Origin of the sequence: Pelagibacterium luteolum, from assembly GCF_900100665.1 — a bacterium.
Taxonomy (GTDB): Bacteria; Pseudomonadota; Alphaproteobacteria; order Rhizobiales; family Devosiaceae; genus Pelagibacterium; species Pelagibacterium luteolum.
On the sequence record NZ_FNCS01000002.1, the window covers coordinates 98,505 to 118,964 of the forward strand.

Here is a 20,460-nt window from a genome sequence, read left to right on the forward strand (position 1 = left end):
CGTGAACATTGTGCAAATCAAGCAAGAAAATGGGGGCGGCGCCGACACGCCACCCCCAGGACGGAGACTTTGGAGTATTCAAGAAATGGCTACCCCGGAGGGCGAGAGAAGCGTGTCGCAGAAGCGCCCCTCAATCAGCAAGGTGACACGCCTCGGACTCATGTGCCATCCCGATCACGGAAAGTTTTAGTAGCCTCTCCAGCCGGTGTTTACGCCGTTACCTCGACAGTGAACCCACCCGGCGCTTCGACGTAAATTGAATAGCCATGATGGCGCTCGGGTGCGCTGACGGAGAAGCCATCGGTCGTCAGTCTTGCATAGAGCGCATCGACCGCAGGCTCTCCTTCGGGATAAAAGCCGATATGGAACGTCTCGGGGTATCGCACCGCCTTGGACTTCATAAGCGTTATCACCATGCCCGCGTCGTCGCGCAGCATCATGAACCCCTTGTTCCCGCCTTCGTTGCGCAGCCCGAAATAGGTGCACAGGAAGTCCGCTGACGCTGCGGTATCGGTCGTCGTGAGATTGAGGTGCATCAGTTTCATCACTTACGTCCTCCGTTTCGAACCATCGGATCAGAACGCGGATGACGCCGTGTTCCTGCCTAAAGTAGCTTGACCACCTGCTCCATGGCGCCGAACACCGAGCGGTTGTCGGCGTCGACGGCATTGATACGAATCTTGTCGCCCGGCTTCAGGAATGGCGTCCGCGCCTTGCCGATGCGCGCCTTTTCCGCCGTGCGTGCCTCGGCAATGCAGCCGAACCCGATGCCATCGTGCTTCAATGGCAGAATATCGTCATGCGCGTTAGCGATGGTGCCCGACCCTATGATCGTGCCCACCCCAAGTTCGCGGGTCTGTGCAGCCGCGACGATCAGATCGGCGAAATCGAACCGCACGTCCTTTCCCGCATTGGGCTGGCCATAGAGGCTTTCGTTGACGTGGATGCGCACGCGCAGATGCAGGCGATTGTCGCTCCAGGCCGCACCCAGTTCGTCCGGCGTAACGAAGATCGGCGCGAAGCTCGTGGCGGGCTTGGCGTGGAAAAAGCCAAAGCCGTTCTGCAGGTCGTTGACGACAAGCCGGCGCAACGACACGTCGTTGCAAATCCCGATCAGCCGGATGGCACCGCTCGCATCCTCATGCGTAGGCCGCATCGGGACGTGGCCGATGACCACCACAACCTCCGCCTCGAAATCGAGCGCCTGATCGTCCTCGGCGATAACGATCGGCGCCCGCGGCGCGAGAAAGCTGTCCGAACCGCCCTGGTACATCAGGGGATGTTCGTCCTGCAGTTCCTCGTCCTTGCTGCCCTTGAGATTTCTCACGCGATCGAGGTGCACCATGTAGCCCGAGCCGTCGATCCACTGGTATGCGCGCGGCAGCGGCGCCAGCGCGTCGTCCGGATCGAACGGCATGCCGGAGATTTCGCCGTTGTTGAGCTGGTCGCTGACGGCGGCGAGGATGGGCGCGCAGCGGTCCCATTCGTCCAATGCGTCCTGCAGATTGGACGCGACGCGACCGGCAGAAGCGAATCGCGTCAGGTCGCGCGACACGACGACGAGGTGTCCATCGGGGCGGCCGTTGCGCAGTGTGGCGAGTTTCATTGGTGGATAATACCGGAAGGTGATTGGCGTTGGCGCTTAGGATGGCCCATAGCTAGGCGCAGATAAAGCCTTGCGTTTGAGGATTTGTCGCGCCACACGGGGATACATTCCCGAGCGACCGCATTTATGAGTATCATGATTTCCATTCGCTCCACCGCCGTTTATCTGATGCGTTTCGCATTTGCGCTGATCACCATGCTCGCGGTGTTCGCCGGGCATGCCACGACGGCCATCGCGCAGAGCAACAACTGCGCCCAGATCGCCTCCATGCTTGCCAATATCGAGCGCAATCCGACTTATGCCAGCTACAATGGCATCGTCGGGGAGCTCAACGCGCGACAGCAGCAGGTGGGCCAGGCCGAACGCCAATGGGTGGGCGCAGGCTGCCAGCAGACGCTCAGCGCCGGCGGAGCGCTCTCGCAACAGTGCCAGTCGGTCGCACAGACCATCACCCTGGGGCGCAGCCAGGTGCAGCAATTGCAGTCGATGGCTCAGGAAGGCCAGACGATGGCGCGCAACTACCAGATGCTCAATCAGGATTTTCAGCGCTTCAACTGCGCAGCCAACCAGTCCGGCGTCACCTTCGCCAATCAAGATCCGAGCGGTAATCTCCTGAACGATTTGTTCGGCGGCGGCCAGGGCGGTTACGTCAATTCGCCTTACGATCCGTGGTCGTCGCAGCAGACGCGTCGTACGGTCTGCGTGCGCACCACCGACGGGTTTTATTGGCCGATCAGCTTTTCGACCACCGACCAATATGTGGCGCAGGACGCCATCCAATGCCATGAAATGTGTCCCGGGGGCGAAGTGGCTCTATTTTCCTATCGCAATCCGGGCGAAGAGCCCGAGGACATGATTTCGCTTTCGGGCACGCCCTATCGCTCCATGCCCTATGCGTTCAAGTTTCGCACCGAGATCGACAAGACGAGTTCGTGCAAAATTCGCCCCTCAAACAGCATTCAGACCGTCGCCGATGCAGGTTCAGGCTCATCGATCGTCGCACTGGCACCAGTGGACATCCCCCTGCCGCAGGCTGACCCGCGTGGCCCCAATGTCGCGGTGATCGAAGTGGCCGAGGCGATCTACGTGCCCCTACCCCGCCCACGTCCACGCGATGACGGAACGGCAGCGCCCGAACTGGTTCAGCCCGATATCGAAGGCGACACTTTGCGTATGGTCGATTTCGGTGATCGCACCGTCAGGCTAGTCGGTCCAGAGACACCTTACGTCCCAGAAGTGGAAGAAGAGCCTTAAGCTCCGGGCCCTCGGACTTTCCCGTCAGCGCCAGACGCAACGGCAGAAAAAGCGCCTTGCCCTTGCGCCCGGTCCGCTCCTTGAGCACCGACGTCCATGCCCCCCATGTGCTCTCATCCCACGGCTCAGGCGGCAGGAGGTCGCGCGCGGTCGCGATGAACTCGGCGTCCTCGTCTGCCATGACTGGCCGAGCGTCGATGAAAAGTTCGCGGTACAACGGAGCGAGTTCGCTGAGGCGCGAGACGTTTTCGCGCAGCACCATCCAGACCTGTTCGTCCAGACCGTCGATCGCGCCAATCCGATCGGTAACCGTGGCAAAATCCATGGCGTGCACCATGCGCGCGTTGAGCGTCGCCAGTTCCGCCGGATCGAACCGTGCCGATCCGCGCGAGATCATGGAAAAGTCGAGCTTGTCCGCAATTGCTTCGAGGCTCTCATAGGGCTCGACCGGCAGCGACGTCCCCGTAATCGACGCCATGATGGCCACGGCCAGCGGTTCGTATCCGTCCTCGCGCAATTGCTCGAGCGAAAGCGAACCCAGGCGCTTGGATAGCCCCTGCCCGTCCGCGTCGGTGAGGAGATTATGGTGCCCGAATACAGGCGCTTTGGCGCCCATCGCCTCGAAAATCTCGATCTGCGTACCGGTATTGGACACATGGTCCTCGCCGCGGATGACATGGGTGATCCCGAGATCGATATCGTCGACGACCGACGTGAAGGTATAGAGATAGCTTCCATCCTCGCGGATCAGCACCGGATCGGACATCGACGCCGTATTGACGGTCTGCTCGCCCTTGATCAGATCCTCGAAATGCACAGCCCTTCCATCGAGCTTGAAGCGCCAATGCGGCTTGCGGCCCTCGGCTTCGAGACGCGTGCGATCCTCGTCGGACAATTCGAGCGCTGCGCGATCGTAGATCGGCGGGCGTCCCGCAGCACGGGCGCGCTTGCGCTTGCGGTCCAGTTCGTCGGCGGTTTCATAGGCGGGATACAGCCGGCCCTCGGCGATCAACCTGTCACGCGCGGCATCATAGAGCGCCAGCCGATCGGACTGCCGCACCTTGACGTCCGGCGTGGTCCCCAGCCATGCCAGATCGGTCTCGATCCCTTGCGCAAAGGCTTCGGTCGAGCGCGCGGTATCGGTATCGTCGAGCCGGAAGACGAATGTGCCGCCGCTTCTTTTCGCATAGAGCCAGTTGAGGACGGCGGGCCGGGCATTGCCCAAATGCAGCTTGCCGGTAGGCGATGGGGCGTAGCGGACTGTGACGGACATTATGAAAGGCTCCCGTCGCGATAACCCGACGTTATTGGATATTTGCGCCCGATGCCGAACGCCTTGGCTGTAATCTTCGGACCCGGCGCTGCCTGGCGGCGCTTGAATTCGGCGATGTAAATCAACCGCTCGATGCGCTTGACGAGATCTGCATCGAAGCCCTTGGCGACCAGTTCGGCGACCGAGCAGTCGTCTTCGACCAGCCCCTCGATGATCGCATCGAGCACCGGATAGGGCGGCAGACTGTCCTGATCGGTCTGGTCGGGCCGCAGTTCGGCGCTCGGCGCCTTGGAGATGATCTCGGGCGGAATCACGATCCCTGCGGGCCCCAGAACGTCCGAGGGCTGATAACTGTTGCGCCACTCGGCCAACCCATAGACCTGCATCTTGAGCATGTCCTTGATCGGGTTATACGCCCCGTTCATGTCGCCATAGATCGTCGCATAGCCGACGGCCATTTCAGACTTGTTGCCGGTGGTGATCAGCAGCGAACCGAGCTTGTTGGAAATCGCCATCAGGATCGTGCCGCGCATGCGCGACTGCAGGTTTTCTTCCGTGATATCGGGCACGCGACCGGCAAAAACATTGGCCAGCGCGTCATTGGCCGCATCGACCGGCCCACCGATGGGCACGATGTCGTAGCGTACGCCGAGCGTTTCCGCGCACGCCTTGGCGTCACGCAAGCTGGCTTCGGACGTGTAGCGATAGGGCAGCATCACGCAATGGACGTTCTCCGCCCCCAGCGCATCCACGGCAATGGCCGCCACAACCGCCGAGTCGATCCCGCCCGACAGCCCGAGCACCACGGACTTGAACCCGTTCTTGTGCACATAATCGCGTAGACCCAGCATGGCCGCATGCCATGGCGCCTCGTTGATCGGCACGAGGTCGGTCACATGCCCCTTGACGCACACCCAGGTTTCGTCCCGCTTCTCCCATTCGGAGAGCACCGTGTCGTCGACAAAACTCTTGCCCTGGAAAGCCAGCGAACCATCGGCATTGATGCCGAAGGTCGCGCCGTCGAACACAAGCTCGTCCTGCCCGCCCACCTGGTTGGAATAAAGCAGCGGCAGGCCGGTCTCGGCGACGCGATGGCGCACCAGGTCGAGCCGCAGGCTCTGCTTGAACTTCCAGTACGGCGAACCGTTCGGGCAGAGCAGAATTTCCGCGCCCTTGTCCTTGAGCGCCCGGCATACCGGCTCGTGCCACACATCCTCGCAGATCGGCACGCCGACGGTGATGCCCTTGATCGTCAAAGGTTCGGGGAGTTCACCGGGCGTGAAATAGCGCTTTTCGTAAAACACGTCGTCATTGGGCAATTCGACCTTGTTGCGCCGATCGATGATGGCCCCATCCTCGATCAGCAGCACCGAATTGTAGAGATGCCCGTCAGCGCTCCAGACTGTCGGCAAAAGCACCGAGACATCGAGCCCCTTGGTCTCCTTCGCCAGTGTCTTGGCGGCCGCCATGGCTTCGGTCACGAACTGGCGCTTGAACAGCAGATCCTCGGGGAAATACCCCGTCAGGAACAGCTCGGTGAACATCAGGATATCCGCGCCCGCCGCCTCGGCGTCGACTATGGCCGTGCGGGCCAGCGCAAGATTGCCGGCGATGTCGCCGACCTTGGGATTGAGCTGGGCGAGGGCGATGCGCAAAATATCGGTCACAAAAAAGTCCGGCGACAATCTCTGGTGAAAAGGCGCGCCAGACTTAACTTGGCCGATGGCAGAGGGCAAGGCGGGATAAGCCGCCCGCGTCTGCTGATCAGAAGGTGGCCGTCAATTCGACAAGCGGACCCCAACGGAACATTTCGATGTAATGCTCACCGGGTTGATCGGCCTGGACGTGGCCGTTGAGATAGGTCGCGCGGGCGCCGGCCCGAATGACAAAATTGTCGGTGAGATGCGCGCCAGCCATAACTTCGCCAGCGGCACCATAGAGCGAGCCTTCGATGCCAGTCAGCGTTCCGCCCGGATTGGCCATGCTGCCCGACACCGCGCTGTAGGGAATGATGGCCCCCTCCGCGGTGATATCGAACATGTCGCCGAACTCGGCACGCGCGGCCACGCCGAGACGCAATCCGTGTGTTATCGGCCCGGTGTTCTGGGGGGATTCATCGGAATACATGTAGCCGATGAACGCTCCGGCTTTAACGCCGCCAGTGTTGATCGGCAGATAGCCGAAATCGGCATTGACGTATCCAACGCGTCCGGTGCTGTAGCTTCCGTTCGTCGTATCATCCATGGAGAACTCGCCATCGGTGATGGCACCGTACCCGATGTGTCCCTTGAGGAACGAGGATGTCGAGTGATCGTCAATCCGCCCGTGAACTTCGAGCGAGTGGGACAGATCGGTCGCCGAATACGTCGATCCGTTCGTAAAGGACTGCCCACCCATGCCATAAAAATACCGGAGCCCGAATTCGAAATCGAGGCTGTCTTCCATGGGCGCCATGTCCATGGGGTAGGCCGGACGAAAGCCGGGGGCCGAGGTGCCCCAATCGGCGGCCATCAGCGGGGTCACCGAAGACGCCAGCGCGCAGGCCGAAATTGCGATGAGTATGCGGGACATCGAGCCCTCCGAACGACGCGAAACGAACTATTCGCCGTTGGTTATGAGCCCGTTAGGGTTAATGTTGGCTAAATGACGACACAGAAAAGGCGCCGGCTTTACTTGGCCGGCGCCGATCTGGACCCCGGGACCAAGTCCCGAGGTGACCTTTGTTGAACTGGAGTGCCAGAGGTAACAACGACCTCCCTACCCCACCACCGTCATCCCGGGATTTATTCCCGGGATCCAGCAGCAGCGCTTCCGCAAACGCCGATCAGTAACCCACGGCCTTCGCCGTGCCGTTCGTACGCTGACCGTGCATTTCCTCGGCAATGAGGAACGCCAGCTCCAGTGCCTGGGATGCATTGAGCCGCGGATCGCAGTGCGTGTGGTAGCGGTCCGAGAGGCTTTCGTCGGTCACTGCCGATACGCCGCCCGTGCATTCGGTCACGTCGCGACCGGTCATTTCCACATGCACGCCACCGGCGATCGTCCCCATCTGGCGATGGATTTCGAAGAACGACTTCACCTCGGACAAAATCCTCTCGAAAGGCCGCGTCTTGTAGCCCGTCGATGCCTTGATGACGTTGCCGTGCATCGGATCGCAGCACCAGACAACTGTCCGTCCTTCAGCCTTCACCGTCTCGATCAGGCGCGGCAGGTGCTCGTCCACCTTGTCCGATCCGAAGCGCGCAATCAGCGTCAGCCGACCCGCCTCATCCTTGGGGTTGAGCGTATCCATCAATCGCTTGAGATCATCGCCGGACATTGACGGTCCGCACTTGACCCCGATCGGGTTCTTGATGCCGCGGAAATATTCCACATGCCCATGGTCGGGATTGCGCGTGCGATCCCCGATCCAGATCATGTGGCCGGACGTTGCGTACCAGTCATTGGTGATCGAATCCCGCCGCGTCATCGCCTGCTCGTAGCCCAGCAGCAACGCTTCATGCGAGGTGAAGAATTTGGTCTCGCGCAGCACCGGCGTGTTGTCGGGGCTCAGCCCCATCGCGCCGAGAAACTCGATGGCATCATCGATCTTTTTGGCGACCTCTTCATAACGCGGATACCAGTTAGAATCCTTCATGAAGCCCATCGTCCATTCATGGACGCGGGCGAGGTTGGCAAAACCACCGGCCGAAAAGGCGCGCAACAGGTTCAGCGTCGCCGCCGACTGGCGGTACGCCTCAAGCTGCCTGTTGGGATCGGGAATACGCGCTTCTGGCGTGAAATCGATCCCGTTGATGATGTCGCCCCTGTAGGACGGCAGTTCCACGCCATCGATCACTTCGGTATCCGACGAACGCGGCTTGGCGAACTGCCCCGCGATACGCCCGACCTTCACCACAGGCTTTGACGCACCATGGGTCAGGACCACCGCCATCTGCAGGAACACCCTGAAGAAATCGCGGATGTGGTCGGCGTGATGTTCGGCAAAGCTTTCGGCACAATCGCCGCCTTGCAACAGGAAGGCATTTCCCTTGGCGACCTCGGCCAGATGGGCCTTGAGGTCGCGCGCCTCGCCTGCAAAAACCAAGGGGGGAAACGAAGCGAGCTTGGCCTCGACCGCCTCAAGCTCTGTCTGGCTCGGATAGGTCGGGACCTGCAGGATTGGCTTGTTTCTCCAACTGTCAGGTGTCCACGTGCTCATCGCATGTCTCGCTTCATTCAAAAACTGTTTGTCCCCCGGGGAAAACCCGAAAGGTGACGCGGTCTACCAAGCGCAGCCCCGCATGCCAAGTATTCTATAGTATGTGACCGAGGTTCAGCACCAACCTTGACGCGTTGTCTTCATTGACAACACTGCAAACCGTTGTTACTGGTAACAACATGCGGGCCGTCTTGATCGAAAAATCGAGGACAGTGGTCAACGATACGACGTTCGTCGAAATCGTCTTGTGGCACCTGCCCGCGCCGGTCCCCGGCAGTGCTCATCGGTTCAAATATCGCATGGCCCTGGTGATCGAAGGTGAATGCGTCCTGCGCTATGACAACGAACGTGGCAAGGGTGATCATCGACATGTGAAGGGCCACGAAGAGCCGTTCGAGTTTACTTCGCTCGAAGCGCTGCTAGATGCCTTTCATGCAGATATGGAAAGGATTCTCCCATGACAACATTGACCGTAAGACTGGGCACGCTCGACGAGGCCAGGGCCCGTCTGCTGGACGCGGGCCGACGCGCGCTCGACGGCAAAGCGAATACCGCCACCCCGACCCTGAACTTCGCCAGCTACGAAGACATGCATCGCGTTCTGGCACCCGCGCGCCTCGCCATCGTCAAAGTTCTCGCCGGCCAGGGCACCTTGTCGATCCGGGAGGTGGCGCGTCGGGTCGATCGCGATGTTCAGGCTGTGCATCGCGACGTCACCACCCTTATTACGGCTGGCGTGATCGATCGCAGCGAAAAAGGGATTTCATTTCCCTACGCCAACATCCATTTCGAGTTCGATGTGACCGCCGCCGCATGATCCCGAGATGACATTGGTGGGGACGTCAATGTTTTCCCCCGCCGTCTCCCCGGGGTTTATTCCCGCGGTCCAGCAGCAGCGCTCCTCTGATCCAACGCCCTCACGGATTGCACTTCTCCCCGTCCACCACGCGATAGCTTGGTGATTTGAACGTCACCAGTTCTTCTGCAGCCGTTGGGTGCACGGCAATGGCGTGGTCGAAATTTTCCTTGGTGGCGTTCATGCCGATCGGGATGGCGACAAGCTGGATCATTTCGCCCGCCCCCGGCCCCATGATGTGGCACCCGAGGACGCGCCCTGTGTCGGTTTCGGTGATGAGCTTGAGCATCATCTTTTCGAGCTTGTCGGACAGCGTGTTCATCATGGGGCGGAAGCGGGTGATGTAAACGTCGATCGAACGATGGCGCTCGGCGGCGATTTCCTCGCTCAGCCCAACCGTCCCGATCTCGGGCTCGGAAAACACCGCTGTGGGGATGAGATGGTAAGGCACCGTTGTCGGAGTGTTGTTGAACACGGTCTGCGCGAAGGCCGAACCCTCACGGATCGCCACGGGCGTAAGCGCGGCGCGGCCCGTGACGTCGCCCACGGCATAGATCGAAGGCGATGACGAGCGCGAATATTCGTCAACGACGATGGCCCCGGTCTGGTCGCGCTGCACGTCCGCAGTTTCGAGCCCCAGTCCATCGGTATTGGGTCGGCGACCGGTCGCAAACATCACGGCATCGAAGGTCGCTTCCTCGCCATGCGAAAAGCTCACGCATACGCCGTCGCCGTCCTTGCGCAGGCGCGAAATGTTGTAGCCATACCGAAACCGGATGCCGCGCTCGCGCATGCCGTCTTCCAGCCCTTCGCGAAGATCCTTGTCGAACCCGCGCAAGATCTTGTCGCCGCGATAAACGAGCGTCGTATCGACACCCAGGCCGTGAAAGATCGTCGCAAACTCCACGGCGATATACCCGCCGCCTTCGATCAGGATCGTTTTGGGCAGTTTTTCGAGATGAAACGCCTCGTTGGAGGTGATCGCCAACTCACTGCCCTCAATCTTGGGCGTGAACGGCGCGCCGCCCGTTGCGATCAATATCTTGTCCGCCGTCAACTCCTCGCCGGTCGAGAGCGTGACGCCGGTTCGCCCGGTCAAGGTTGCGCGCGCATGGAAAAGCGTGACGCCGGCGGTGTTGAGCAGGGTCTCGTATATCTTTTCGAGCCGGTCGATCTCCTTGTCCTTGTTGGCAAGCAGCGTCGGCCAATCGAATTTCGCATCGACCGTCCAGCCGAAACTGGGGGCGATGTCGAACATCTCGCCAAAGCGCGACGCATAGACGAACAGCTTTTTGGGCACGCATCCCCGGATGACGCAGGTGCCGCCATAGCGGTATTCCTCGACGATCGCGACCTTGGCGCCGAACTGTGCGGCCATGCGCGCGGCCCGCACGCCGCCGGACCCGCCCCCGATAACGATCAGATCAAACTTTTGGGCCATGGGGTCCTCGCAGTCTCAGGTTCCGGACGGATGGATATAGGCCGCCGGGGCGCACAAAAAAACCCCCGCCTGTGGAAGACGGGGGTCGATGTTTCAAAGCCCTGGCGCCGATTACTGCGCGGGGGCCTCTTCAGCGGGAGCCGCCGCGTCGTCTTGCACCTGCGGAGCGTTGTAGCCCTGGTTGCGCAGTTCGGTGCGCACGCGCGAGAGAAACTCTGTGGACATGTTGCGGGTCCAGACCTGAAGCGCCAATTGCAGATCTTCATTGATCGTGGCGTTCTGTCCCAAAAGCTTCTGGCCGACCGGGGTGTTGTAGAAGGCCAGAATTTCGTCGAGCTCTTCCACCGAGAAACGAACGGCGTAGATGCGCGCGAACTGGTTGTAAAGCGGATCGCGGTTGAGGAGGTAATTGTCGTAAACCGTCTGCAGCGCGTTGATCAGCGGATCGCGCAGCGAAGGATCCTCTTGAATCATCAGCCGCATGACGCGAAGGCCCATTTCCACCAGCGCGCGCTCGTAAAGCTGGGCGGAATCGGTGAGGTCCACATACTCGCGGGCCTTGGCCAGATGCTCTGGAGAAATCTCCAGCTGCGCGTGTGCGGGCGAGGCGAAGGCCATGCCGGAGATCAGAAGCGCAGCGGTCAGCCGGCGCAGTTTGGGCAGGAAGGTCATTGTGCGTACGGTCCCTCGCGTTAAATGTTTCGGGCAGAATCGGATAGCTTGAGCGTCCCTGAAGCCGTGGCAAGATAGGCTTCCGAGCACAAACCGATAAACAGCCCGTGCTGGACCACGCCAGGGATATCCAGCAGGGCCCGAGAAATCGCTTCTGCGTCGGAAATGCGGCCAAAAGATGCGTCGATGATCAAGTGTCCGCCATCGGTGAAATAGGGCTCGCCATCGGCCTTGCGACGCAGCGTTTTGCCGCCTTGTGCGCCATGGGCATTCATCACTTGAAGGATGGCGCGCTCCGTCGCCGCCTGCCCGAAAAGATTGATCTCGATGGGTAGCGGATAGGCGCCCAGCGTCTCGACGAGTTTGGATTCATCGGCGATGACGACCATTTTGGCCGATGCGGCTGCGACGATCTTCTCGCGCAAAAGTGCACCGCCGCCGCCCTTTATCAGCCGGAACTGGGCATCGATCTCATCGGCCCCATCGATCGTCACATCGAGGCTGTCGATCTCTTCGAGCGTCGTAAGCGGTATCGAGAGGCTTTTTGCCTGCGCCGCGGTCACCTCCGAGGTGGGAACGCACAGACACTCAAATCCCTTGGCCACCTCCGCGCCCAGAAGGTCGACGAAATGTTTTGCCGTCGATCCTGTGCCCAGCCCGATGCGCATGCCCGAGCGGACTTCTCCCATGGCCGCTTCCGCCGCCTTACGCTTGAGGTCTTCGCTCATCGCCATCTCCTCCATGTGGCGCTTTTAGAAAAACAGTTCGCCCGTTGTGTCAACGCTCCTTCAGTTGCAACCACCACCAATCATGCCGCGAGGCGGAAATTTCGGCAGGTGTCGCAAGCGTGCTTTGCCGAATTGAGCAACATGCCTATATTGGTCTCATGAACACCACAGCCTCCTATTCGCAGCGCCCCCTCGTCGATTCCTTTGGACGACACGTCACCTATCTGCGGGTGTCGGTCACAGACCGATGCGATTTCCGCTGCACTTATTGCATGAGCGAGGACATGGTGTTCCTGCCCAAGAGCGAAGTGCTGAGCTTTGAGGAAATCCGCGAGGTCATCGGTGCTTTTGTCCGACGCGGCGTGCGCAAGGTGCGCCTCACCGGCGGCGAGCCACTTGTGCGCCGCGACATCATCAAGCTCATCGAGGCCATTTCCGCCGACCATCTGGCAACCGGCCAGATCGATGAACTCACCCTCACGACCAATGGCAGCCAGCTTGCAAAGCACGCTGTGCGCCTTGTCGAACTGGGCATGAAGCGCATCAACGTCTCGCTCGACACACTCGATGCCGACAAATTTGCCGCCATCACCCGCAGGGGTCGATTGGACCAGGTGCTCGACGGCATTCGCGCCGCGCGCGAGGCCGGGCTCGCCGTCAAGCTCAACATGGTCGCCATCAAGGGCGTCAACGAGAATGAGATCGTCCCCATGATGGAATGGGCCCATAGCAACGGCATGGAGCTGACGTTGATCGAGGAAATGCCACTGGGCGAAGTCTCCGCCGACCGGTCGGACACCCATCTCTCCTTGCGCACTGTGCGCGACCGACTGGCCGAGCGCTATACGCTCACCCCCATCGCCAAGCGCACTGGCGGCCCTGCCCGCTATATGCAGATTGCGGAAACCAGCGGCACGATCGGGTTCATAACCCCGCTCTCACACAATTTCTGCGAAAGCTGCAATCGCGTCCGCCTCACCTGCACCGGCCAGCTCTATATGTGCCTTGGCCAGGACGACAAGGTCGACCTTCGCGCCGCCATGCGCGACAGCGGCCCCGCCGGCCTCGACGCCGCCCTCGACCGCGCCATGATCCTGAAACCCAAAGGCCACGACTTCGTCATCGAACGCCGCTCGGCCCCCGCCGTCGAGCGCCACATGTCCGTGACGGGTGGGTGACGAGGCAATAGACGCCCTGCTCGCCTCCCGCGCCTACCCCAGCCCTCTCCGTCATCCTCGGGCTTGACCCGGGGACCCAGCCAGCCTGCCGCGCCCCACAGCTGTCACCCCGGGCGAAGTCCCGGGGCCAAGTATGCTCGGACAAGATGGCAAGCGCCGCTGCCCACCGCCCACACGGAGCATACTGGGTCCCGGCTCAGGGCCGGGATGACCCCGGGGAAAACGCAGCGATCAAGCCAACAACGCCCACGCTCACGAGCACGGCAGGCCCACCCACCACCGTCATCCAGGGATTTATTCCCGGGATCCAGCGGGCCGCAGGCACCGAATATCGGGCCTGCTCAGTCCCCTACCACTGCAAACTCAAGCGGCAGGGCGGTCGTGTACTTGATCTGCTCCATCGCAAACGACGAACTCACATCCGAGAGCGCGATGCGGGAGATGAGTTTTTTATAAAACACGTCATAGGCCTGGATCGAGGGCACGACGACGCGCAGCAGATAGTCGACATCGCCACTCATACGATAAAACTCCACAACCTCTGTGAAGTCCTCGACCACGGCTGCGAATTTGCGCAGCCAGGCATCATTGTGCTCATTGGTCTTGACCGCCACGAACACCGTCACGCCGGCGTTAACCTTTTCGGGGTCGAGCACCGCCACCCGGCGCTTGATGACACCCTCTTCTTCCATCTTCTGGATGCGGCGCCAGCACGGGGTTGTCGACAGCCCGACCTTGCGGCCGATTTCGGCCACCGGCATGGTTGCATCCTTCTGGAGCAATTGCAGGATTTTGCGGTCGAGTTTGTCGAGCGCCATTCTACCCCCAGGAACATATTTTCTAAAATTGACCCAAATTTTCCGTCATGCTGGAAAACTGTCCGCCCGGACGCGGTATTTGACGTGCCCGTCTTGCCCATGTCAAGCCGCATGAAGGTTAACGCCGCGCCGTGCCGGATTCAGCTCCGCAAGCGACCGTCCAGCCCTCTATGGTGAAAATTGCGTCTCTTTCGCATGGACCTTTCAACGCCCTGTTAACCACATACGACATAGCTTTGAACCTCGCGTACGGGCTGAGCAGTTTTCATCCCGATGAGTAGTTTGTAGCGTAACGAGTATCGTATGGTTTCCAGCCCGGCCAGTAGAGCAGCGGACGCGTCGCGTCACGCACGCGAACCGCGCAGAACCGTGCAGCGGGCCGTGCTCGACGCCCGCCAACGGCTGACGTCAAGCTCAGGCACCCGCTCCACCTTCGACTTCGAGTTACTCGACAATTACGCCAAGGCCCGGTTGACGAGCCTGGTGCCCACCCTTTTGCTCGTCGTGATGCTGTCGCTCGCAGCGGTGCTCTGGATTCCGGTCACGACCGTGGTCATCTGGGCGACCGTCGCCGCTGTTGCCATCCTTGGCGTCACCATGCTCAGCCGCAATCTCCAGCGCGATGAGGGGCGGAGCTTTGACGCCAAGCGCTGGACGCGCACTTTCGTCATTGGCGAAACAATCAATGGCCTTGCCTGGGCCACCCTCCCCGTCCTCGCCATCTCCGGCGGCGGACAGGACATCCAGGTCATCATTTTTGCCATGCTGCTGGTCGGCATCGCAGCCAATGCCGTCGCCACCCGCACCCTGCCCGTGGCCACGCTTGCCGCCACCTTTCCGGGCACGATGAGCGTCGCAGTCATGCTCACCATGAATGGCGGCACGCTCAACTACGCGATGTCGGTCGTCACTTTCGGTGCTTTTTTCTTCTTCCTCTTCCTCACGCGCCAGCTGCACAAATCCGAGATCGTCAATCTCGAGCACCAGTGGGAAAAAGACGCTCTGATCCTCGAACTCGAGGAAGCGCGCTCGATGTCCGACGAAGCGCGCCGCGAGGCCGAGCAGGCCAATATCGCCAAATCGCGTTTCCTCGCCACCATGAGCCACGAGTTGCGCACCCCGCTCAATGCAATCATCGGCTTTTCCGAAGTGCTCAAATCCGAGCTGCTGGGCGCACACGCCGTCGCCCAATACAAGGAATACGCTGGAGACATCCACGCCAGCGGCCAGCACCTCTTGAACCTTATCAATGAATTGCTCGATCTCTCGCGGATCGAGGCTGGCAAATACGACCTCACCGAAGAGGCTGTCAGCCTCGTCGATATCGCCGATGATTGCCGCCGCATGCTGGAAATCCGCGCGCGCACCAAAAACATCGACTTCCAGTTCGAAGCCAGTGACGCACTGCCCAAGCTCTGGGCCGACGAGCGCTCCGTGCGTCAGGTGGTCCTGAACCTACTTTCCAACGCCATCAAGTTCACTCCGCAATCGGGCAAGATCATCCTGACCGTCAGCCGCAGCGCCGATGGCGGGCAGTTCGTGTCGGTCATGGACAATGGTCCGGGCATTCCCGAGGACGAAATCGAAACCGTACTCTCCTCGTTCGGCCAGGGCTCACTCGCCCAGAAGACCGCCGAACAGGGCGCCGGACTCGGCCTCCCCATCGTGCAGCGCATCATGGAGCTGCATCAGGGCCGGTTCGACCTCTTCTCCAAACTCCGGTTCGGTACCGAAGTCATCGCCACCTTCCCCCGCGCCCGCGTCATGGAAGGCATGGCCCCCGTCGTCGAAACGTCAAATCGCCTCGAGATTTACTCCGAAGCCGTCTGAGGGTTGGGCGGTCGTCAGGGCTCTCAGCCACCACGGTCCGCCACACCCAAACCCGTGATCCAGGCGTTGCGCCCCCAGCGCCTAAACCGCCCGCAAATCCTCGATCAGCGTTCCGACACCATCAATCTCGGCGTCATGCGGCAAATCGCGGATCGTCTCGCCAACACCCGCCTCATACCATTTCCGCATCGCCGGCAGCTGCCGCAGCCGCTCGGCATAGGCCAGGGCGGTGTCGCTCAGCTTCAGATCATACGTCATGATCCGAAACGCCACCGGACAGAAAAACGCATCCACCGCGGTGAACGCCTCTCCCGCCAGGAACGGCCCGCCGAACCGCGATAGGCCCTCTGTCCAAAGCTCGTCGATCCGATCGATATCCCGCTGCAGCTTGTCGCTCACCTCGTGAAGCTTCACCCGCACGCCGACATTCATGCCGCACACATTGCGCAGGGTCGAAAACCCCGAATGCATTTCAGCGGCCGCAGACCGTGCCCAGGCCCGCGCCGCGCGATCGGTCGGCCAGACTTGCGGGTGGTCTTCGGCGACATATTCGGTGATGGCCAGCGAATCCCACACCGTCACATCGCCATCGACAAGGCAGGGCACCAGCCCGCTGGGCGAGAACGAGCGAAACGCCTCATAGCTCGACCCCTGGAGAAACGGCACGAACCGCTCCTCGAAGTCGATCCCCAGCCCCTCGAGCAACACCCAAGGCCGCAGCGACCAGGACGAGTAATTCTTGTTGGCGATATAAAGCGCATACATTTCGGAAACTCCCTTTTGACCGAGAGGTCGTTTGATCAAGAAAAATCCCACCCCACGCCGTCACCGGTTTTTTTCCCCGGAGCGGAGCGGCATCGCTCCATTCAGCGCTGCCGGATACCAGCCCTCAGGACGATTTCTCATCCACTGCCGCCTCGGCGAAGGTCGCCATGTTCTTGTGCAGGTGCAGCGCGGTCTTGCACAGCACAGCCGCCAGCGCAGCGCCGCTCCCCTCGCCCAGCCGCATCCCGAGATCGAGCAGCGCGGGCTTGCCCATCTCTTCAAGCGCGCGAGCATGCCCGCTTTCCGCCGAGACATGCGCGAAAAGGCAATGATCGATCGCGCCGGGATTGACCGCATGCGCGATCGCCGCTGCCGACGTCGCGACGAACCCATCGACGATCACCGGAACCTTCTGATGCCGCGTCGCGATGATCGCCCCGACCATGGCGGCAATCTCGCGCCCGCCCAGATTGGCCAGAATGTCGAATGGCGTTGCAAGCCGTCCCGCGTGTCGCGCCAGCGCGCGATCGACGGCGTCCGCCTTGCGCTGCAATCCCGCATCGTCCACCCCGGTTCCGCGCCCCACCCAATCGGCGCCGGTCCCGCCATACAGCGCCGCATAGATCGCCGCAGCGACGGTCGTATTGCCGATGCCCATCTCCCCAATGCACAGCAAGTCCACATCGCCCGCAATCGCTTCCATCCCGTAGGCAATGGTCGCCGCGCAGGTGCGCTCGTCCATCGCGGGCACCACGGTGATATCCCCCGTCGGCATGTTGAGCGCCAGTTCGAAGACGCGCAGATTGATCTCGTGGAGCGCGCAGATCTGGGAGATCGCCGCGCCGCCCTTGGTGAAATTGTTGACCATCTGCTGGGTCACATCGCGCGGAAACGCCGAAACGCCCTGATCGGTCACGCCGTGATTGGCGGCAAAAATCGCGACCATCGGGTCTTCCATGGTCGGGGTCGCCTTGCCCTGCCAGCGCGCCAGGAACTCGACGAGTTTTTCCATCTCGCCCATCGATCCAGCCGGCTTGGTCAATTGCGCATCACGCGCGCGAACCGCCGCCACCGCCGCCTCGTCGCCCTCTGGCCCGAGCATCAAGAGATCCTGAAAATCGGCAAAGGCTTGGGCAGTCATGGTCGCTCCGGGATTCGGGTGATGACGCGAGATCAGGAAAAGTTGCAGACTTTTCCGGTTCGATCTCACGACCAAACAAGGGCCTAGACCATGATTCCGATTCATCGAAGCGGAATCATGGTCTAGAAGGGTGCTCCTTTTGAGCCAAGACGAAGGAAAACGCAATTGAGCGAGACCGACCACGACGCGCCGAGCAGCGGGCGGTCATTCATCGCCGACCTCGTCATGGCGATCCGGTTTTTCTCCCGCCTGCCCACCGGCCCGCGCCCGCATGAAGCCCCAAGCCTCAACCGCATGGCCATCGCCTTGCCGTTTGCGAGCCTCTTGATCGGCCTCGTCCCCGCCGCTCTCCTCTATGTCCTCCTCATCGCGGGCTTCCCGCCCCTCTTTTCCGCCGTCCTCGCCGCCGCCGCATCCGCCATGATAACCGGCGCCATGAGCGAAGACGCAGTCGCCGATGCGTGGGATGGCCTGTTCGGCGGTTCGACCCCCGAACGTCGATTGGAAATCCTGAAAGACAGCCGCCACGGCACCTATGGCGTCCTCGCCATCGTTTTCGTTGTCGGGATGAAGATCGCAGCGCTTTCGGCCATCGCGGCACAATCCCCGCTTGCCGCCGCCGGGATATGGCTGGCGACGACCACCCTCGCCCGTTCAGGCTCGCTCTACGTCGCCCTGGCCCTGCCACCCGCCCGCGCCACAGGCGCAGCAGCAGCCGCCGGCCAGATTTCGCGGAACGGATTTACACTCGGGCTCGTTTTTTCCGGCGTTGTCACGTTCGTTCTTGCAGCACCGTTCGCGGGCTTGCTGAGCCTGATCGTGGCGTTTGCTATCGGCGCGCTATTGGCATGGGGTTGGACACGGCTTTGTGACCGATTGGTGGGTGGTCAGACCGGCGATCTCATCGGAGCCTTGCAGGCGCTTCTTGAAATCGCTCTCCTGGGTGCCTTTATGCGTTTTGTAACCGGCTAATCGTTTCGGACCGATCAATGCTCTTTGTCGCCTTTGCCATCCTGATCGTCGTCGGCATCGCCATCGCGATCAGTGCCGATTTCGGCGCGCTGTTCGGGCTGACGCAAGGCGAAACGGCCCGCGCCATCCCGCTCGTGGTCATCGGCACGCTTCTGGCCAGCGCCCTTGTCGGGCGGCGGCACAGGCTGGGCGAAATCATTTCGGCGCTTGCCATCTGGGTCGCCATCGGCGCCGTGCTTCTGGTCGGCTATACCTATCGCGGCGAACTCCAAAGCGTCGGTCAGCGCGTCATGGGCTCGCTTCAGCCCGGCGCGGCGATCGTCGATCCGCAAACCGGCAATGTCCATGTCGCCCGCTCGTTCGGCGGCAGTTTCCGCATCGATACCCGCATCAACGGCGCCGAAGTGCCCATGATCTTCGATACCGGCGCCAGCGCCGTGGTGCTCTCGCTGCGCGACGCGGAAGCCGCCGGCATCGATACGCGGTCGCTCTCGTTCACCGTCCCGGTCCAGACCGCCAACGGCACAGGCGCCGCCGCCCCCGTTCGCATCGACCAGCTCGAAGTGGGCAATATCGTCCGCTCCAACATCCGCGCCTTCATCGTGCAGGACAACGCGCTGGACACCTCGCTGCTCGGCATGACCTTCCTCGAAACCCTGTCCCGCTACACCGTCAGCCAGGACTCCCTCGAACTGCACGATTAGACGAGAAGCATCTGCATCCACGCGCCTGTTACAAAAATGGGCCTTAGAGGCTGTCTGTGGCCGCGCGGCCGGCCATCGCCGTCCGGACAAAGCGGGTGACGGCGATGCCCGCTACCATCGCTGCCACAAAGATCAGCGCATCGACCTCCCCCAGCCCCAGCGCCGGGATCGCACCGCCCGGGCAGAAACCGGTGATGCCCCAGCCCACCCCGAAGATCGCCGATCCCGCGACCAGCGGAACGTCGATCTTTCGCTTCGTGGGCAGGTGAAAGCGCGTATCGAGCACTGGCGCCGGACGCTTGAGCACGAAGCGATATCCAATTGCCGTCACCAGAAGCGCTCCGCCCATGACGAAGGCCAGTGACGGGTCCCATGTGCCTGCAAAGTCGAAAAAGTTGAACACCTTGGCTGGATTGATCATGCCCGAGATGGCAATGCCCGCCCCGAAGATCAGGCCGATCAGCCCGGCAAATACGATCCTGCGCATCAGAACCCTCCGATCACATGACGAATGACGAAAACCGTTGCGGCGGTCGTCGCCATGAAGACCAGCGTTGCGACGATGGAACGCTTGGAAAACCGTGCAATCCCGCACACGCCATGCCCTGACGTGCAGCCCCCGCCCAGCGTCACCCCGACGCCGACGATCAGCCCGCCGATAATCAGCAATTGAACCGGAGCGGGACTGTCGAACGCCACGATGTCGCCGAACAGCGCGACTACAAAAACGGGCGCGACAACGGCCCCGGCAATAAACGCCGCGCGCCAGTCCCAGTCGGCGGCCAGGGGCGGAATGATGCCGGAGAGGATGCCAGTCATCCCGGCGATGCGGCCATGCAGCGCCATCAGCAAAACTGCGGCGAGTCCAATCAATGCGCCCCCGAAAAGGGACGCAAAAGGCGTAAATTCGGTCATGGAGCGGACACTTTCCAACAAAGGGAGCAAGCACAACACAGATGGATCATCGTGAAAATGATGACCACCAGCATCCTGGGATTTATTCCCGGGATTCGGCGTTACT

At 61.3% G+C, this 20,460-nt stretch carries 21 protein-coding genes; 7 read left to right on the forward strand and 14 right to left on the reverse strand.

Going from position 1 to position 20,460, the window contains the following annotated elements; genetic code table 11:
• Positions 1-209 precede the first annotated feature (209 nt).
• Both BLR31_RS04400 and BLR31_RS04405 read right to left on the reverse strand, forming a co-directional pair.
• Positions 210-545 carry a VOC family protein gene (locus BLR31_RS04400; protein ID WP_090592475.1) on the reverse strand — a complete coding sequence of 112 codons (336 nt, stop codon included), beginning with the start codon at positions 543-545 and terminating at the stop codon, positions 210-212.
• Between the two features lie 59 nt (positions 546-604).
• On the reverse strand, positions 605-1,606 hold the full coding sequence (locus tag BLR31_RS04405; RefSeq protein WP_090592479.1) for a fumarylacetoacetate hydrolase family protein: 1,002 nt from the start codon (positions 1,604-1,606) through the stop codon (positions 605-607).
• A 126-nt stretch (positions 1,607-1,732) separates the two neighbouring features.
• Here BLR31_RS04405 and BLR31_RS04410 point away from each other — a divergent pair, with 126 nt between their 5' ends.
• A complete protein-coding gene (locus tag BLR31_RS04410) occupies positions 1,733-2,860 on the forward strand; it encodes a DUF2865 domain-containing protein (protein WP_090592483.1) in 1,128 nt (375 codons plus the stop codon).
• Here the strand turns inward: BLR31_RS04410 and gltX are convergent.
• The 4 genes from gltX to BLR31_RS04430 all read right to left on the reverse strand — a co-directional run bounded on the left by gltX (position 2,805) and on the right by BLR31_RS04430 (position 8,334).
• Entirely contained in the window at positions 2,805-4,133 is a 1,329-nt protein-coding gene (gene gltX, locus BLR31_RS04415; RefSeq protein WP_090592486.1) for a glutamate--tRNA ligase, read from the reverse strand. The two genes, BLR31_RS04410 and gltX, sit on opposite strands and share 56 nt — an antisense overlap.
• Complete coding sequence (locus BLR31_RS04420) at positions 4,133-5,800, reverse strand: NAD+ synthase (protein ID WP_090593642.1); 1,668 nt, start codon at positions 5,798-5,800, stop codon at positions 4,133-4,135. The genes gltX and BLR31_RS04420 overlap by 1 nt, the downstream gene beginning before the upstream one ends.
• Before the next feature lie 97 nt (positions 5,801-5,897).
• Positions 5,898-6,704 (reverse strand): hypothetical protein, encoded by an 807-nt coding sequence (locus BLR31_RS04425; protein ID WP_090592489.1) that lies wholly within the window; start codon positions 6,702-6,704, stop codon positions 5,898-5,900.
• A 253-nt stretch (positions 6,705-6,957) separates the two neighbouring features.
• The gene (locus BLR31_RS04430) at positions 6,958-8,334 is read right to left on the reverse strand and encodes a class II 3-deoxy-7-phosphoheptulonate synthase (protein ID WP_090592493.1); all 1,377 of its coding nucleotides are present in this window, start codon (positions 8,332-8,334) and stop codon (positions 6,958-6,960) included.
• 179 nt (positions 8,335-8,513) lie between these two features.
• Between BLR31_RS04430 and BLR31_RS04435 the strand changes: the two genes are divergently transcribed.
• Both BLR31_RS04435 and BLR31_RS04440 read left to right on the forward strand, forming a co-directional pair.
• Positions 8,514-8,795: a toxin-antitoxin system TumE family protein gene (locus BLR31_RS04435; protein ID WP_090592496.1), complete on the forward strand. Its 282-nt coding sequence runs from the start codon at positions 8,514-8,516 to the stop codon at positions 8,793-8,795.
• Positions 8,792-9,151, forward strand: a complete 360-nt coding sequence (locus BLR31_RS04440; protein WP_090592500.1) for an HVO_A0114 family putative DNA-binding protein — start codon at positions 8,792-8,794, stop codon at positions 9,149-9,151. The genes BLR31_RS04435 and BLR31_RS04440 overlap by 4 nt, the downstream gene beginning before the upstream one ends.
• Positions 9,152-9,251: 100 nt before the next feature.
• Here the strand turns inward: BLR31_RS04440 and gor are convergent, their stop codons facing one another.
• The 3 genes from gor to rpiA all read right to left on the reverse strand — a co-directional run bounded on the left by gor (position 9,252) and on the right by rpiA (position 12,031).
• Complete coding sequence (gor, locus tag BLR31_RS04445) at positions 9,252-10,631, reverse strand: glutathione-disulfide reductase (protein WP_090592503.1); 1,380 nt, start codon at positions 10,629-10,631, stop codon at positions 9,252-9,254.
• Between the two features lie 111 nt (positions 10,632-10,742).
• On the reverse strand, positions 10,743-11,303 hold the full coding sequence (locus tag BLR31_RS04450) for a DUF2059 domain-containing protein (RefSeq protein WP_090592506.1): 561 nt from the start codon (positions 11,301-11,303) through the stop codon (positions 10,743-10,745).
• A 20-nt stretch (positions 11,304-11,323) separates the two neighbouring features.
• On the reverse strand, positions 11,324-12,031 hold the full coding sequence (rpiA, locus tag BLR31_RS04455) for a ribose-5-phosphate isomerase RpiA (RefSeq protein WP_090593645.1): 708 nt from the start codon (positions 12,029-12,031) through the stop codon (positions 11,324-11,326).
• Positions 12,032-12,189: 158 nt separating this feature from the next.
• On the opposite strand from rpiA, the gene moaA reads away from it, so the two are divergent.
• Entirely contained in the window at positions 12,190-13,209 is a 1,020-nt protein-coding gene (gene moaA, locus BLR31_RS04460) for a GTP 3',8-cyclase MoaA (RefSeq protein WP_090592510.1), read from the forward strand.
• 341 nt (positions 13,210-13,550) lie between these two features.
• Here the strand turns inward: moaA and BLR31_RS04465 are convergent, their stop codons facing one another.
• Positions 13,551-14,027, reverse strand: coding sequence for an Lrp/AsnC family transcriptional regulator (locus tag BLR31_RS04465; RefSeq protein WP_090592514.1), 477 nt, complete (start codon positions 14,025-14,027; stop codon positions 13,551-13,553).
• Positions 14,028-14,330: 303 nt separating this feature from the next.
• On the opposite strand from BLR31_RS04465, the gene BLR31_RS04470 reads away from it, so the two are divergent.
• Entirely contained in the window at positions 14,331-15,857 is a 1,527-nt protein-coding gene (locus BLR31_RS04470) for a sensor histidine kinase (RefSeq protein WP_090592518.1), read from the forward strand.
• A gap of 81 nt (positions 15,858-15,938) precedes the next feature.
• Here the strand turns inward: BLR31_RS04470 and BLR31_RS04475 are convergent, their stop codons facing one another.
• Both BLR31_RS04475 and cobT read right to left on the reverse strand, forming a co-directional pair.
• Positions 15,939-16,622, reverse strand: a complete 684-nt coding sequence (locus BLR31_RS04475) for a glutathione S-transferase family protein (protein WP_090592522.1) — start codon at positions 16,620-16,622, stop codon at positions 15,939-15,941.
• A 124-nt stretch (positions 16,623-16,746) separates the two neighbouring features.
• On the reverse strand, positions 16,747-17,763 hold the full coding sequence (gene cobT, locus BLR31_RS04480) for a nicotinate-nucleotide--dimethylbenzimidazole phosphoribosyltransferase (protein ID WP_090592526.1): 1,017 nt from the start codon (positions 17,761-17,763) through the stop codon (positions 16,747-16,749).
• 165 nt (positions 17,764-17,928) lie between these two features.
• Here cobT and BLR31_RS04485 point away from each other — a divergent pair, with 165 nt between their 5' ends.
• Together BLR31_RS04485 and BLR31_RS04490 are read left to right on the forward strand one after the other, a co-directional pair.
• Complete coding sequence (locus BLR31_RS04485) at positions 17,929-18,735, forward strand: adenosylcobinamide-GDP ribazoletransferase (RefSeq protein WP_090592530.1); 807 nt, start codon at positions 17,929-17,931, stop codon at positions 18,733-18,735.
• 17 nt (positions 18,736-18,752) lie between these two features.
• Complete coding sequence (locus BLR31_RS04490) at positions 18,753-19,439, forward strand: retropepsin-like aspartic protease family protein (protein WP_090592534.1); 687 nt, start codon at positions 18,753-18,755, stop codon at positions 19,437-19,439.
• 43 nt (positions 19,440-19,482) lie between these two features.
• On the opposite strand, the gene BLR31_RS04495 is transcribed toward BLR31_RS04490, so the two are convergent.
• Both BLR31_RS04495 and BLR31_RS04500 read right to left on the reverse strand, forming a co-directional pair.
• Positions 19,483-19,926 carry a DUF6691 family protein gene (locus BLR31_RS04495; protein ID WP_090592538.1) on the reverse strand — a complete coding sequence of 148 codons (444 nt, stop codon included), beginning with the start codon at positions 19,924-19,926 and terminating at the stop codon, positions 19,483-19,485.
• Positions 19,926-20,354, reverse strand: coding sequence for a YeeE/YedE family protein (locus BLR31_RS04500; protein ID WP_090592542.1), 429 nt, complete (start codon positions 20,352-20,354; stop codon positions 19,926-19,928). Before BLR31_RS04500 ends, BLR31_RS04495 begins: the two co-directional genes overlap by 1 nt.
• Positions 20,355-20,460 lie beyond the last annotated feature (106 nt).